Source organism: Nodosilinea sp. LEGE 07298 (assembly GCF_015207265.1).
Taxonomy (GTDB): domain Bacteria; phylum Cyanobacteriota; class Cyanobacteriia; order Phormidesmidales; family Phormidesmidaceae; genus Nodosilinea.
On sequence record NZ_JADEXE010000175.1, the window covers coordinates 1 to 14,359 of the forward strand.

At 54.5% G+C, this 14,359-nt stretch carries 10 protein-coding genes; 5 read left to right on the forward strand and 5 right to left on the reverse strand.

From position 1 onward, the window contains the following. The first annotated feature begins 31 nt into the window (after positions 1-31). Positions 32-658, forward strand: coding sequence for a glutathione S-transferase family protein (locus IQ273_RS21055; protein ID WP_194025128.1), 627 nt, complete (start codon positions 32-34; stop codon positions 656-658). Positions 659-1,107: 449 nt separating this feature from the next. Here IQ273_RS21055 and psaB read toward each other — a convergent pair whose 3' ends face one another. The 3 genes from psaB to IQ273_RS21070 form a co-directional block, all read right to left on the reverse strand. Further along, complete coding sequence (gene psaB / locus IQ273_RS21060; RefSeq protein WP_194025129.1) at positions 1,108-3,336, reverse strand: photosystem I core protein PsaB; 2,229 nt, start codon at positions 3,334-3,336, stop codon at positions 1,108-1,110. A 120-nt stretch (positions 3,337-3,456) separates the two neighbouring features. Further along, the gene (gene psaA, locus IQ273_RS21065) at positions 3,457-5,751 is read right to left on the reverse strand and encodes a photosystem I core protein PsaA (RefSeq protein ID WP_194025130.1); all 2,295 of its coding nucleotides are present in this window, start codon (positions 5,749-5,751) and stop codon (positions 3,457-3,459) included. A gap of 607 nt (positions 5,752-6,358) precedes the next feature. After that, complete coding sequence (locus IQ273_RS21070) at positions 6,359-8,641, reverse strand: EAL domain-containing protein (protein WP_194025131.1); 2,283 nt, start codon at positions 8,639-8,641, stop codon at positions 6,359-6,361. Positions 8,642-9,037: 396 nt separating this feature from the next. On the opposite strand from IQ273_RS21070, the gene IQ273_RS21075 reads away from it, so the two are divergent. Beyond that, positions 9,038-9,157, forward strand: a complete 120-nt coding sequence (locus IQ273_RS21075) for a photosystem II protein Y (RefSeq protein ID WP_106871929.1) — start codon at positions 9,038-9,040, stop codon at positions 9,155-9,157. A 131-nt stretch (positions 9,158-9,288) separates the two neighbouring features. On the opposite strand, the gene rdgB is transcribed toward IQ273_RS21075, so the two are convergent. Further along, positions 9,289-9,867, reverse strand: coding sequence for an RdgB/HAM1 family non-canonical purine NTP pyrophosphatase (gene rdgB / locus IQ273_RS21080; RefSeq protein ID WP_194025132.1), 579 nt, complete (start codon positions 9,865-9,867; stop codon positions 9,289-9,291). A 155-nt stretch (positions 9,868-10,022) separates the two neighbouring features. Between rdgB and IQ273_RS21085 the strand changes: the two genes are divergently transcribed. Both IQ273_RS21085 and IQ273_RS21090 read left to right on the forward strand, forming a co-directional pair. Beyond that, a complete protein-coding gene (locus IQ273_RS21085) occupies positions 10,023-11,777 on the forward strand; it encodes an ABC transporter ATP-binding protein (protein ID WP_228053490.1) in 1,755 nt (584 codons plus the stop codon). An 83-nt stretch (positions 11,778-11,860) separates the two neighbouring features. Then, positions 11,861-12,541 (forward strand): DUF4033 domain-containing protein, encoded by a 681-nt coding sequence (locus IQ273_RS21090; RefSeq protein ID WP_194025133.1) that lies wholly within the window; start codon positions 11,861-11,863, stop codon positions 12,539-12,541. Between the two features lie 102 nt (positions 12,542-12,643). On the opposite strand, the gene IQ273_RS35435 is transcribed toward IQ273_RS21090, so the two are convergent. Continuing rightward, entirely contained in the window at positions 12,644-12,994 is a 351-nt protein-coding gene (locus IQ273_RS35435; protein WP_194025134.1) for a hypothetical protein, read from the reverse strand. 282 nt (positions 12,995-13,276) lie between these two features. Here IQ273_RS35435 and IQ273_RS21100 point away from each other — a divergent pair, with 282 nt between their 5' ends. Next, the gene (locus IQ273_RS21100) at positions 13,277-14,302 is read left to right on the forward strand and encodes an ABC transporter ATP-binding protein (protein WP_228053492.1); all 1,026 of its coding nucleotides are present in this window, start codon (positions 13,277-13,279) and stop codon (positions 14,300-14,302) included. Positions 14,303-14,359 lie beyond the last annotated feature (57 nt).

Genomic DNA, 14,359 nt, shown 5'->3' on the forward strand with positions numbered 1-14,359 from the left:
GTCGTAAACTGCTCCCCAGCCCTCCCCTCCCATGGCAACATTTACCTTGTACGGCCCCGCCCTGAGCACCTACGTACGCACTGTTCGTATGGTGCTGGCCGAAACCAACACTCCCTACGACCTCAAGGCCGTCGATATTTTTAGCGATCGCTCCGCTGAGTACCTGGCCAAAAATCCCTTCGGCAAAGTGCCCACCTTGGAGGTGGATGGCGAAACCCTCTACGAAACCTGTGCCATCGTCGCCTACCTGGACGAAGTGGTGGGCAACGGCGTTTTTACCCCCGCTGACCCTATGATTCGAGCCCACATGCGGCAGATTATGGCGATCGTCGACAGTTACCTCTATGCTCCGGCCATTGGCACGATCGCCATTCAGCGGTTGATTGTACCCAGCCAGGGAGGCCAGAGCGATGAAGCGGCGGTGCGAGCGGCAGTGCCCAAGGTCAAAATGGCTCTGGAGGCGATCGAGGCGATCGCCATTGGTACTCCATACCTGTTGGGAACCACCATTACCCTAGCTGACTTTCACCTGATGCCAGTTATGCTCTATCTCTCCAAAACCCCTGAACTAGCCGCCGTTACCAGCCAAACACCCAAGCTGAAGACCTGGTGGGAGACTGTTAGCCAGCGGCCCAGCTTTTTGTCGGTGACTGCCTAGGGGCGATCGCCCATTCTTACTACCTGTAGGACTGATTAACTTGGTTTGGCAATCAAAAGATAGCCAAAGACGTTGGCCAGCAGAATGTGAAATGTGAAGACAATAAAAGTCCTGGCTCAACTACCCCGAAGAACCAGGACTCTTGAGCAGCGGAGAGTCTCCATCCGTCTCAAGGTTGGGAGATGGCAAAGAGCGATCGTAGAGAGCCGCTTACCATCTCAAACTATTTTTGAATTTTTTCTGTAGGGTGGGCACTGCCCACCAGAGATTATGGCTTTTGCAAATAAATTGAGTTGACTAAAAAATTGCTTTTCTCAGGCAAAGAGTTCTGCGGGTGGGGTGAGTTTAACCAAACTGGCAGAACCCACCCCTGCCCCTCCGAGGAGGGGACTTTGTCCGAGGTGCAAGGTGGGCTAGTGCCCACCCTACGGGGAGAGGCGTTGGCCTCGCTAGCCAAAGCGACTAGAAGTTGACGCGATCAGGAAGGCGGCATAGGTGAGGATGTAGCCCACCGTGAAGTGAGCTAGACCCACCACTCGACCCTGAATGATCGACATGGCAACGGGCTTGTCCTTCCAGCGAACCAGGTTCGCCAGGGGAGTGCGCTCGTGGGCCCAGACCAGAGTTTCAATTAGCTCTTGCCAGTAGCCCCGCCAAGAGATCAAGAACATGAAGCCTGTGGCCCAGACTAGGTGCCCAAAGAGGAACATCCAGGCCCAAACGGCCAGATTATTCATGCCGTAGGGGTTGTAGCCGTTGATTAGCTGCGACGAGTTCAGCCACAGGTAATCTCGGAACCAGCCCATCAGATAGGTCGAGTTTTCGTTGAACTGAGCCACGTTGCCCGACCACAGCGCCAGATGCTTCCAGTGCCAGTAGAAGGTAACCCAGCCAATGGTGTTGAGCATCCAGAACATCGCCAGGTAGAACGAGTCCCACGCGGAGATGTCGCAGGTGCCGCCCCGGCCAGGGCCGTCGCAGGGGAAGCTGTAGCCGAAGTCTTTTTTATCGGGCATCAGCTTCGAGCCGCGAGCATCCAGCGCACCCTTGACCAAGATCAGGGTGGTGGTGTGTAGACCCAGGGCGATCGCATGGTGAACCAAAAAGTCACCAGGGCCAATGTTCAAGAACAGCGAGTTGGTACTGCTGTTGATGGCATCGAGCCAGCCGCTCAGCCACACGTTGCCGTGGTTAGGCCAGGCCGTTGTAGCAATGCTGTCGGGGTTGGATAGGAGAGTATCCATACCGTAGATCAGCTTGCCGTGGGCGGCTTGAACCCATTGAGCAAACACGGGTTCTACCAGAATTTGCTTTTCGGGGGTGCCAAAGGCGACCACCACATCGTTGTGTACGTAGAGGCCTAGGGTATGGAAACCCAAGAACAGCGACACCCAACTCAGGTGAGAAATCAGCGCTTCCTTGTGCTCCAACATGCGGTAAAGCACGTTGTTGTAGTTGGCCTTGGGGTCGTAATCGCGTACCAGGAAGATCGCGCCGTGGGCAAAGGCCCCCACCATGATGAAGCCAGCAATGTACTGGTGGTGGGTATAGAGCGCCGCCTGGGTCGTATAGTCCTTCGCCATAAAGGCGTAGGGCGGTAGCGAGTACATGTGCTGCGCCACCAGCGACGTTATCACCCCCAGACAGGCCAGGTGCCAACCCAACTGGAAGTGCAGTGAGTTGTTGTAGGTGTCGTAAATGCCCTTGTGGCCTTCCCCGATCGCACCGCCAAAGGGAGTGCCTTCGGGGGGGCGGTGGGCATTCATGATCTCCTTCATGCTGTGGCCAATACCGAAGTTGGTGCGGTACATGTGCCCGGCGATGATGAAAATCACCGCGATCGCCAGGTGGTGGTGGGCCATATCCGTCAGCCACAGCGACTGAGTCTGGGGATGGAACCCACCCAAAAAGGTGAGAATCGCATCGCCTGAGCCCGTCGCCGTACCAAAGAGGTGGTTAGGCGTGTCGGGGTTTTGGGCATAGACCCCCCACTGACCGGTAAAGAACGGTTTTAACCCTGCTGGGTGAGGCCGTACCGACAGAAAGTTATTCCAGCCGACATGCTGGCCCCGCGCTTCGGGAATGGCTACGTGAATCAGGTGCCCGGCCCAGGCCAGAGAGCTGACCCCAAATAGACCGGCCAGGTGGTGGTTGAGGCGCGATTCGGCATTCTTGAACCAGGCCAGGCTAGGCCGAAACTTGGGTTGCAGGTGCAGCCAGCCCGCGAACAGAAACACCGCCGACAACACTAGCAGGAACAGCGCCCCGCTATAGAGATCGTTGTTGGTGCGCATGCCAATGGTGTACCACCAGTGATACACCCCAGAAAACGAGATGTTCACCGGATAGCTGGCCCCCGCCTGGGTGAAGGCATCCACGGCGGGTTGACCAAATTGTGGATCCCAAATCGCGTGGGCGATGGGACGAGTGCCCAGCGGGTCTTTCACCCACTGCTCAAAGTTGCCTTGCCAGGCGACGTGGAACAGGTTGCCCGACGTCCACAGAAAGATGATTGCCAGGTGGCCAAAGTGCGAAGCAAAAATCTTTTGGTAAAGATTCTCCTCCGTCATGCCGTCGTGGCTTTCAAAGTCGTGGGCGGTGGCAATCCCGTACCAGATCCGCCTTGTGGTCGGATCGGCAGCCAGGTCCTGGCTAAATTTAGGGAATTTAGTTGCCATGAATCAAAACAGGTTTGCTGTACGAATGGGTCAGAAAACGCAATTCGTCGACATTCAGTGGTTTGGGTGGGTAGGGGGACAGCATGCTGTCCCCCTACGGGGATCCCATGACCAAACGGGTCATCCCACCGAAATGATTCGTGCTAAGAAGAAGGCCCACGTCGTGGCAATCCCTCCCAGCAGGTAGTGGGCCACACCCACAGCCCGACCCTGAGTGATGCTCAGCGCCCGGGGCTGAATAGCGGGAGCCACCTTCAGCTTGCTGTGCGCCCAGACAATGGACTCAATCAGCTCTTGCCAGTAGCCGCGACCGCTGAACAAGAACATCAGGCTAAAGGCCCAGACAAAGTGCGCACCCAGGAACATCAGACCGTAGGCCGACAGCGCCGAGCCGTAGGAGCCAATTACCTGAGAGGCCTGTGCCCACAGGAAGTCGCGCAACCAGCCATTGATGGTGATGGCGCTAGCGGCAAAGTTGCCGCCGGTAATGTGACTCACCGTGCCATCGGGCGCTACCGTGCCCCAGATGTCTGACTGCATCTTCCAGCTGAAGTGAAAAATCACAATCGAGATGCAGTTGTACATCCAGAACAAGCCGAGGAACACGTGATCCCAAGCAGAAACCTGACAGGTGCCGCCTCGGCCAGGCCCATCGCAGGGGAACCGGAAGCCCAGCTCGCCTTTGTCGGGAATTAGCCTGGAGCTGCGGGCAAACAGCACGCCCTTGAGCAGAATCAGCACTGTCACGTGGATGGTGAAGGCGTGAATGTGGTGCACCATGAAGTCGGCAGTGCCGAGGGCCATAGGCATCATCGCCACCTTGCCCGCTACAGCAACTCCGGTACCCCCAAACACAGGGCTGACGCTAGCCAGCACGTTGGGCGCGGTATTGCCAGCCGCCGCCGCATGGAACCCTTGCACCCATTGGGCAAAGACCGGTTGCAGATTAATGGCGGTATCCGAGAACATGTCCTGGGGACGGCCCAAGGCGCGCATGGTGTCGTTGTGGATGTACAGACCAAAGCTGTGGAAGCCCAGGAAAATACAAACCCAGTTGAGGTGGGAGATGATCGCATCTCGGTGGCGCAAAACGCGATCCAGGTTGTTATTGACATGCACCGAAGGCTCATAGTCGCGCACCATAAAGATGGCCGCATGGGCTGCTCCCCCCACAATTAAGAAGCCGCCAATCCACATATGGTGGGTAAACAGCGACAGCTGAGTGGGGTAATCCGTTGCGAGGTACGGATAGGGTGGCATCGAGTACATGTGCTGAGCCACGATGATGGTGAGAGACCCGAGGAGGGCCAGATTCCACCCCAGCTGGGCATGCCAAGAGGTCGTGAAAATTTCGTACATGCCCTTGTGGCCTTCGCCGGTAAACGGCCCTTTATGGGCCTCCAGCACCTCTTTAAAGCTGTGGCCAATGCCCCAGTTAGTACGGTAGAAATGGCCAGCGACGATAAATAGAACAGCCAAGGCCAGGTGGTGGTGAGCCGTATCTGATAGCCAGAGGCCACCCGTTACCGGGTTCAGACCACCTTTGAAGGTGAGAAAGTCGGAGTACACGCCCCAGTTGAGCGTAAAGAAGGGCTTCAACCCCTCGACAAAGCTGGGGTAGAGGTCGGCCATCAGGGCCTTGTTGAGAATCCACTCGTGGGGCAACGGTATCGCCCCCACCGAGTCGATGACCCGACCGCCAATGGTCAAAGGCTTGCCCGCATCGATCGCATCCATGCAGGCGTTGATGGGCAACGATACATGGATCTGCTGCCCGGCATAGCCTAGACAGCCCAGGCCCAGCAGCCCGGCCAGGTGGTGGTTCATCATCGATTCCACGTTTTGGAACCACTCCAGTTTGGGAGCCCGCTTGTGGTAATGGAACCACCCGGCAAACAGCATTAAACCAGCCATCACCAGCGCCCCAATGGCGGTGCAGTACAACTGGAAACTGTTGGTAATGCCGTTGGCCCGCCACATCTGGAACAACCCAGAGGTGATCTGAATGCCGTGGAAGCCACCGCCTACGTCAGCATTCAGGATATCTTGGCCAAAAATGGGCCAAACCACCTGAGCGCTGGGCTTAATGCCCGTGGGGTTGGTGAGCCAAGCTTCGTAGTTCGAAAACTTAGCGCCGTGGAAATACATGCCACTGAGCCAAACAAAAATGACGGCTAAGTGACCAAAGTGAGCACTGAAGATTTTTCGGGAAATATCTTCTAGGTCACTGGTGTGACTGTCAAAGTCGTGGGCGTCGGCGTGAAGGTTCCAAATCCAGGTGGTGGTTTTGGGTCCTTTGGCCAACGTGCGGTCGAAGTGGCCCGGCTTGCCCCATCGCTCAAATGAGACTGGCACCGGGTCTTTATCAACCACAACCCTGACTTTTTGTCCCGGTTCAGGGGGACTTATGGTCATGGGACTCTCCTCTCTTCTACTCGAAAATACAGAGCGGATAAAGGCGCTTCCTACTCGATAGACGGATATGACCTGAGTCTATAGAAAGCTTAAATAAGCCGTTGCAGGCATTGTCAGCTGACCCAAATCAGTGGCGCTTTCCGTTAGCGAACTAAGGAATACGCTTTAGATTCAAGGCTCAGCAGGTAACAGCCGTCACCTTAAGGTGACTAGGACCATACTGAAACTGGGCTCAGATGGCCGAATTGCCCTCGGGAAACGACAGGTTAAGTAACAAATTACAGAATCATTGCCGCCCTTGGTAAGCGAAATTCTCACAAGTTAATAACTCTGGAAAAATTAAATTAGTAAATCTTTGAAAGTGCCCAAATGAGGGCCTTCCAGAAGATTATTTATTTTTTGAATGAAGAAAAAACAAGCCAAAAAATAGCGGCTAGAGAATTAAAGCCCTGACGATAGTGTGTGCTTTCATCCTCTAAGGTGACTGCTTGAGAAGAAAGCCCCCTTTGGGCGAACGGATCGTGCAGCCTCCGGCAGGGCTGCTACGCTAACGTTCTGCAAACTGCCTGCTGAGTCAGCTATGTATCTTTAGATAGACAGGTAGACATCACCTCAACTCGCCGACCGGATGCTTTAGCCAGTGTTTTAGCCTCTCTGCTGGTTGCGGCCGATCAAACAGATATCCCTGGCCCAGGTCACAGCCTAGGGCCTTAAGCAATAGATGTTGCTCCTCAGACTCAATGCCTTCAGCGGTGGCTATGACGCCGAGTTGGTGGGCCAGCATGATTATGGTTTTAACAATATCTTGGTTTCGGACGTGGTCTTCCACCCGGTTGATGAAGCTGCGATCGATTTTTAGATTGGTGATCGGCAACTGGTGTAACGAACCAAACGATGAATAGCCTGTGCCAAAGTCGTCAATGCTGATGCCAATTGAGCGATCTCTAAGATTTTGCAGCAGTTGACAGGTGCCAGAGAGGTTATTGATTAACAGGCTTTCAGTAATCTCAATGACTAAGCTTGATCCGGAAAGCTCGGTGGTAGCCAGGATGTGATCGAGCTTTTCTAGAAAATCTGCTTGATTGAGCTGCGCTGCAGACACATTTACATTGACGGTGAGGTGTTCGTTGTGGATGCCATGGGTTTGCCACTGTTTGAGTTGGCGACAAGCAGTTTCTAGTACCCACCATCCCAGAGGAACGATTAAGCCGGTGTCCTCCGCTAAAGGAATAAATGTTCCTGGTGAAAGTAGGCCCCGGTCAGGATGTTGCCATCTAATCAGTGCTTCAAAGCCAATTAAGCCACGATCTTTTAAGCCCAGAATTGGTTGGTAGTGCAGGATCAATTCCTGGCGAAAGAGCGCTCGGCGTAACTCATTTTCTAAATCTAGTTTCTCAGCCGCAAGGGCTCGCATTTTTTCGGTAAAAACAGCGTATCCATTACGCCCACTAGCTTTTGACCAATACATTGCAATATCAGCATCGCGGAGTAGATTGCTGGGGTCCGCGTAAGCATCAAACCCAATCACAATGCCTAGACTGCCGGTAACAATAACTTCGTGGTTGTTAAGAATGCAAGGAGACTGCAACGTGGCTAACACTGCTTCTGCCGCTTGAAAAACATTGAAAGGGTCAGTGATATCATCTAGGATAATCACAAACTCATCGCCCCCTAAACGAGCAACCCAGTGACCCGTTTGCTTCAGTCGTTCAGCCATCTCGATTAGCAACTGATCACCAGAGGCATGGCCTAAACTATCGTTAATAGCCTTAAATCGATCGAGATCTAAAAACATGACCGACCCTTTGACTGGGGCGGTTTGATGATCGCTGCTAAGCCTATCTGCCAAGCGTGTAAGCAAGAAATGGCGGTTAGGTAGCTTAGTTAAGCTATCGTACAAAGCCTTGTGCCGCAGTTGGTCTTGTGCGGCAATGCGATCGCTTATTTCTCGCTTCAAACGACGATTTACAAAAAATAAGATACCGGAAAAGCTGGCTAATAATGTAGTGCCTGAGATGGCAGCTAATCGACTAATGAGAAGCCAGTCAGTTTTGTGAATATCTATGCCTTCAAGCCAATCTTCTCCGGCCTGGTAGTAAACGGAGCTGCTTTCGTTCTTCATGACTGCCAGATGGCGATCTATGGCTAATAACAATCCATCTGGATCGCCTTCGGGAGCAGCGAAATGCACTTGATCGGGCTTGATCAAAACATTGGTTTTAACCGCGTTTGTGAGGTGCTGATGGGTTGGGTAGAAGCGATTTACTACAACACCATCAATTTCGCCTCGCTCTAGTATCTGAAACATTTCTTCATAGGCAGGCGACTGGACAAAAATTGGTTCAATGCCAAATTCTTTTGTCGTAACCTGTAACGCCTCGTATTGGATGCCATTTTCTAGTACGGCAATGCGTTTTTTGTGTAAGTCGAGTACCGAATGAATTTTGATGCCAGGCCGTGCGTAAATAACAGACCAGCTGGGAAATAACACCTCTCGGTTGAAGTCAAACTGGGCATCGCGCTGCTGGGAGTAGGACACATCTAGCATCAGGTCTAGTTCGCCCGCTTCTACCGCAGCTAAGCAGTCAGGCCATTGGCAACTGACGTATTCGAGAGTCCATCCTTCGAGGCGAGCAATCTCCTGAATGACGTCGGGGAAAAAGCCTGCCGGTTCTCCCTGATCATTCCAAAAGACCTTGGGTGGACCAGGGTAAACGCCTACTTTTACCGGATCTTGAATGTAGGCATTGGTCTCGACGGCAGCCAACAGGCTGAGGCTACTGAATGCGATCGCTCCACCTAAACTAACCTTTCCCCACTGTGTAAGCCATCGGTTCCGACGGCTTAATTGCTTGCCGTAATCTAATACCAGCTTTAAGGAGAGCACCATACATTTTCATAGCAGGCTAGTGGTCAAGGGGCATGACAACGTTGCTGGGGTTAAGCAGATCATACCCAAAGCGGCTTGGTAACTATGCGAACACAGACTAAAGGACTGAGTGTTGTACGCTGACCCCTGCAAAGTCTCCAGGCCACTGGCTTTTTGCAGGCATCACCGACCAGTTGCAGAGCACTACCGATCTCATATCCCTGCTTCAAATAGGTATAACTCCGTAGGGGTTGGGCGGGTTCTCCCGGCGCTGAGTTAAGTCCGTCATTGCTTTAAAGCGAGTTTGGCCCAAGGGCAAACTGCTAAATCTCTGTGCTTGCGATCGCCCCATGTGGTGTACATTATGAGAAAATTGTGACAACTGTTTAAGTAAAACGTTTTAGGAGGGCATGCCCGATGGACTGGCGAGTCGTTGTTGTTTTACTGCCGATTGCTGTAGCTGCAAGCTGGGCTGTGTTTAACATTGGTCGGGCCGCTCTGGGCCAGCTGCAAGATTTCCTCAACCGTGAGGCGTGATCCAATCGGTCTAGGCGTTTGCCTATGGGTCTAACCTGCCAGGGGCAAAGCTTGGCTCGCAAGGGCTATTTGTAGCGCGATTGCAGGTTAGACCAACATTTCAGCTCTAGAATGATTCGGCAACGGCTGGGTCATTCTAGAGCTAGTTTTTTGAGGTGGGGCATCAGCTGAGCAAAGGCAATGCCACGATGGCTGATTACCTCTTTTTGTTCAGGCGGCATCTCGGCGAAGCTTTTGCCCAGGCTGGGTACGTAGAAAATGGGGTCGTAGCCAAAGCCGCCTGTGCCCTGGGGCGATTGCAAGATTTTTCCGGCACAGACTCCTTGGGTTTCTAATCCGATTTCTCCTCTAGGATTGGCTAGCGCTAGGGCGCAGACAAACTGAGCGCTGCGATCGCTTTGCCCCTCTAGCTCCTTCAGCAGCCGTTCAATACGGGCTTGGTCGCTGTTGGCGTAGCGGGCCGAGTAAATGCCGGGGGCACCGTCGAGAGCATTCACCTCTAGGCCAGAATCGTCGGCGATTGCCCACTGGCCTAGTGCTTTGGCTACCCCTGCTGCCTTCAGCCGCGCATTTTCTAAAAACGTAGCGCCGGTTTCTTCAATATCAATCTGCTCGGGCTTGAGCTCAAGCTGCCAACCTAGATCATTTAGGTACACCTGCATTTCTTTGAGCTTGCCGGGGTTCCCGGTGGCGACAATAACCGTAGGCATCCGCAATCCATCCATCAAACGTAGGCTACGGGTCGATTGTAGTGCCTTGCCTTCAGGGGTCAACCTAAGGGCTCAAAATGGCATATGGCCAAATGCAGATCGAGCCCAAACCTGGTAGCGTGGTTGAACAGTGATCGCGATCGCGAAGGTTTCCCTTGACCCCAAAGCGCCCCTCCCAAGGCTCCAACTATTGGACGCTTGCTCCCTACGTGCGACACGAGTGGCCCACCATCTTTCAGGCGCTGTTGGGAACCATCATTTTTGTTGCTTACTGGCCGATTTTGGCCTGGCTCTCGGGCAACATTCTGGCCCAGCTAGCGGCCGGCAATGTACCAGTGGTGATTCGGTTCATCGCCATCACCATGGCTGGGTTTGCGGTGCAAAAGATTGGTCAGTATATCCAAGATTCGCTAATGGCCAAGGCTGCCCTAGAGGTGGCCTTTAACTTACGCCGCGATGTCTACACCCACATTCACCGGCTCAGCCTGACCTACTTTGAGCGCAGCCAAACCGGCGATCTCTCCTACCGACTGACCGAAGATATCGATCGCATCGGTGAGGTGGTGCAAAAGCTGTTCCACGACTTTCTGCCCTCAGTCTTACAGTTGGTGGTGGTGCTAGGCTACATGGTCTACCTCAACTGGCAGCTCACCCTGACGGCGGTGGTCTTGGTGCCCATTTTGGCTGTGCTGGCGGGGTGGTTTGGCGAGAAAATGCTGACGTTTTCGCGGCGTAGCCAAAACTTGGTGTCTGACCTGTCTTCGCTGGTTACCGAAGTGTTTGGCGGCATTCGCCTGGTGCGGGCCTTTGCGGCCGAAGAGTACGAGGTCGAGCGCTTTACCATAGAGGCCGAAAAAAACCGCCAAGCTAAGTACCAAGCCGCTTGGCTACAGGCGGTGCAATACCCGGTGGTGGGCTTTACCTACGCCGTGGTGGTGATGCTGATTTTGCTAGTGGGCACCTGGCAAATCTCCGAGGGCAACCTGACCGGGGCGTCCTTTGGCAGCTATGTGGTTGCCGCCCTGATGCTGATTGACCCGGTCAACCACGTCATTATTAATTACGGCGAGTTTAAGCAGGGCGAAGCCTCGGTCGATCGTGTCATCGAACTACTGGTTCTTGAGCCAGCGGTGCGCGAACTACCTACCGCTATGGCGCTACCTAAAGTCACTGGACGGGTCGAGTACCGCAACGTTACCTTTGGCTACGAGGCCGATGAACCCGTGCTGAGCAACCTTGACTTGCTCGCTCTGCCTGGCGAAAAAATTGCCCTGGTGGGGTCTTCGGGGGCGGGTAAATCGACTCTAGTCAACCTGCTGCCCCGCTTCTACGATCCCCAAGCGGGCCAAATTTTTATTGACGATGTCAATATCTCGACCGTTACTCTGCGCAGCCTGCGGCGGCAGATCGGCATTGTGCCCCAGGAGACAACGCTGTTCTCGGGTACGATCGCCCAAAATATCGCTTTTGGCCAAAAAGACTTTGATATTGAAGCGGTGGAAGCGGCGGCCCGCATTGCCAATGCCCACGACTTTATTAGCCAATTTTCCCAGGGGTACTACACCTGGATGGGTGAGCGCGGCGTAAACCTGTCGGGGGGGCAGCGGCAGCGGGTGGCGATCGCCCGAGCCGTTCTCCTCAACCCCCGCATTCTCATTCTGGACGAAGCCACCTCGGCCCTGGATGCCGAGTCTGAGGCGCTGGTGCAGGAGGCGCTGGAGCGGTTGATGAGCGATCGCACCGTATTCATCATCGCCCACCGGCTGGCCACCGTGCGCGATGCCGATCGCATTCTGGTCATGGAAAAGGGCCACATTATTGAAGCCGGTACCCACAGCGAGTTGCTAGCCAACCAAAACCGCTACGCCCAGTTTTACGCTCAGCAGTTTGCGGGCAGCGTCGAGGGTTAGTTCGGTGTTCACACCCTAATGGGTCACTGTCACCCGGCCAGGGTAGGTACTACCCTGGGGTAAGTACTTATTCCTGGTTTGCCATGGCATTGCCCCCGGCCACGGGCCTTGGCCCTACCTCAGAAAAAACGGTTTATCACGATGGTGTGGGCGATCGCCTGTTCATCTGGCTATTCAGCCGCAAAATGGCCAAGGCCGTGGGAAAAGACACTGACCGCAGCGGCTACGACGGCTTTGTAGACTTGTCCAACCAAATTATGCAAGGGCGCAATGCTCAGCAGCAGCAGGCCCTGGTGGCGGTGGTGCTCAAGTCTTTGGTGCCCACCCAGGTGCTCTGGCTGATTCGAAATCTATTCTCGCCTACCCGGCTGGTGTGTGAACTCAACGCCTGGTTTGCCACGCGGCTGTTTGAGTGGCTGGTCGGCCCTTGCGAGGTCAAAACCGTAGATTTTACCGACGCCCAGGGGCAGTTGCGCCAGCAGCGCAGTGGTGTCCACATTAAAAAGTGCCGCTATCTAGACGAAAGCCGCTGCGTCGGCATGTGCGTCAACATGTGCAAGCTGCCCACCCAGCGCTTTTTTACCGAAGACTTTGGCATTCCCCTCACCATGGTGCCTAATTTCGAAGACTTCAGCTGCGAAATGATCTTCGGCCAGCCGCCGCCGCCCCTAGAAACTGAGGCTGCCTATCAACAGCCCTGTCTTATCGACCACTGCTCCCTGGCCACCCGCGATCCTCAGCCCTGCCCTAAGGTCAAAAACTAAACAGATCGGCTAAAGCCTGCTCGTACTCCTTCAGCACAGCTAGTATCGCTGCTAGCTCTTTTCTGTTTTCTGGGCTAGGGTCTAGTTGGTATTGGATTTGGGCTACACGACATCGAGTTTCGATTCGATTGCGGCGAGAATCCTCTCTCTCTGTGCGCGCCTCTCGTTCACTTTCTTCAGCTCTTCGTCGTAAATCTTCTGCATCTCTGCGCGCCTCTCGTTCGCTCTCTTCAGCTCTTCGTCGTAAATCTTCTGCATCTCTGCGCGCCTCTCGTTCGCTCTCTTCAGCTCTTCGTCGTAAATCTTCTGCAAGGCGGTCTGTTTCTCGATTGCGACGGTTCCACTCAACGCTGAAATTAGCCAATGCAGCCAGGAGGGCTGCCACAGTGAGTCGGTTGCTCCAGAGCTGGGGCTGGGCGACGATGCTGAGGAATCTGAAGTCTTGTTCGCCATAGAAGCGCAGAAATGCAATAGCGATTACGAGTACCGTGACCAAGCTGCCGGGCAACAATCCCAGAAAGTTGATCCACACCTGACGCTTGAATAGCCCCATTGTAAGCGATCGCCTTTGGCCCAATGGACCTGGCCATTGTAGTAGAGAGTAGCGAGCGAGGTGGGAAGGGGGAGGAAGATGAGGGAGCGGATTAGATTCGGCTACTTAAACGCAATGGGAGAAATAATCGCTACTGTAATCAGCAGTACAATATCCACTGGTTTGCTGGCGGTTCTATACCCATGATTGAAGTTGAGCACCTGAGTAAGACCTACGGGTCTACCACGGCCATTCAAGACATCACCTTTGGGGCACAGCCTGGGGAGATTTTGGGCTTTTTGGGGCCAAATGGGGCGGGTAAAACCACCACCATGCGTATTTTGGCGGGCTACCTGCCAGCCTCTGAAGGCACCGCCCGAGTGGCAGGCTACGACGTGCATACCGACTCGATGGCGGTGCGGCAACGGATTGGCTACCTGCCCGAGTCGCCGCCGCTGTACCCGGAGATGACGGTGCAGGGCTTTCTCAACTTTGTGGCCAAAATTAAGGGCGTACCCGCTGACCTGCGCCAAAAGCGCGCCGATATTGCCATGGACCACTGCGGTCTGCTCGACAAGCGCAAGGTGCTGATTCGCAAGCTTTCGAAGGGCTACCGTCAGCGGGTGGGCATTGCCCAGGCGATCATTCACGACCCGCCGGTAATTATTTTGGATGAACCCACGGTAGGACTGGATCCGCGTCAGATTAACGAGGTGCGGCAGCTGATCAAGGGGCTGGCGGGTAGCCACACCATCATTCTCTCCACCCATATTTTGCCGGAGGTGAGCATGACCTGCGATCGCGTCACCATCATCAACCGAGGGCAAGTCGTTGCCACAGATACCCCCGACAACCTCACCACCCGTCTTTCCGGTGAATCGGCCTACGAGCTAGAGATCAAAGGCGATGTCGATACCGCGCTGCGCTTACTGAGCGAGCTAGCCCCCGTCCGCCAGGTCGCACTGCTGGGGCCAGAGCACTTGCCCGAGTATCACCACCGGCTGCGGGTGAGCACAGAAGCCGATCGCACTTTGGGAGCCGTTATGTCCGCCGCCCTCGTCAACGCTGGTCTCGAACTCCACGAACTCCGCCGCCAGCAGGCCACCCTCGAAGACGTCTTCCTCAACCTCACCACCACCGAACCCGCTACGGGGGCAATGGCACCGCCCGAAGTACCCGCCGCTGAACTCTCTACAGCCGAACCAACACCAGAACAATCCGAAGCCTAGCGATTTTAGATTTCGGATTTTGGCTTTCCCTCTCATCCTTCTCACCCACCTACCCAC

Bases quoted from the DNA above. Each gene is read 5' to 3' on its own strand.
- IQ273_RS21070 (WP_194025131.1), bottom strand. From the start codon at position 8,641: ATGGTGCTCTCCTTAAAGCTGGTATTAGATTACGGCAAGCAATTAAGC.
- psaA (WP_194025130.1), bottom strand. From the start codon at position 5,751: ATGACCATAAGTCCCCCTGAACCGGGACAAAAAGTCAGGGTTGTGGTT.
- IQ273_RS21055 (WP_194025128.1), top strand. From the start codon at position 32: ATGGCAACATTTACCTTGTACGGCCCCGCCCTGAGCACCTACGTACGC.
- IQ273_RS21100 (WP_228053492.1), top strand. From the start codon at position 13,277: ATGATTGAAGTTGAGCACCTGAGTAAGACCTACGGGTCTACCACGGCC.
- IQ273_RS21090 (WP_194025133.1), top strand. From the start codon at position 11,861: ATGGCATTGCCCCCGGCCACGGGCCTTGGCCCTACCTCAGAAAAAACG.
- IQ273_RS35435 (WP_194025134.1), bottom strand. From the start codon at position 12,994: ATGGCGAACAAGACTTCAGATTCCTCAGCATCGTCGCCCAGCCCCAGC.
- rdgB (WP_194025132.1), bottom strand. From the start codon at position 9,867: ATGCCTACGGTTATTGTCGCCACCGGGAACCCCGGCAAGCTCAAAGAA.
- psaB (WP_194025129.1), bottom strand. From the start codon at position 3,336: ATGGCAACTAAATTCCCTAAATTTAGCCAGGACCTGGCTGCCGATCCG.
- IQ273_RS21075 (WP_106871929.1), top strand. From the start codon at position 9,038: ATGGACTGGCGAGTCGTTGTTGTTTTACTGCCGATTGCTGTAGCTGCA.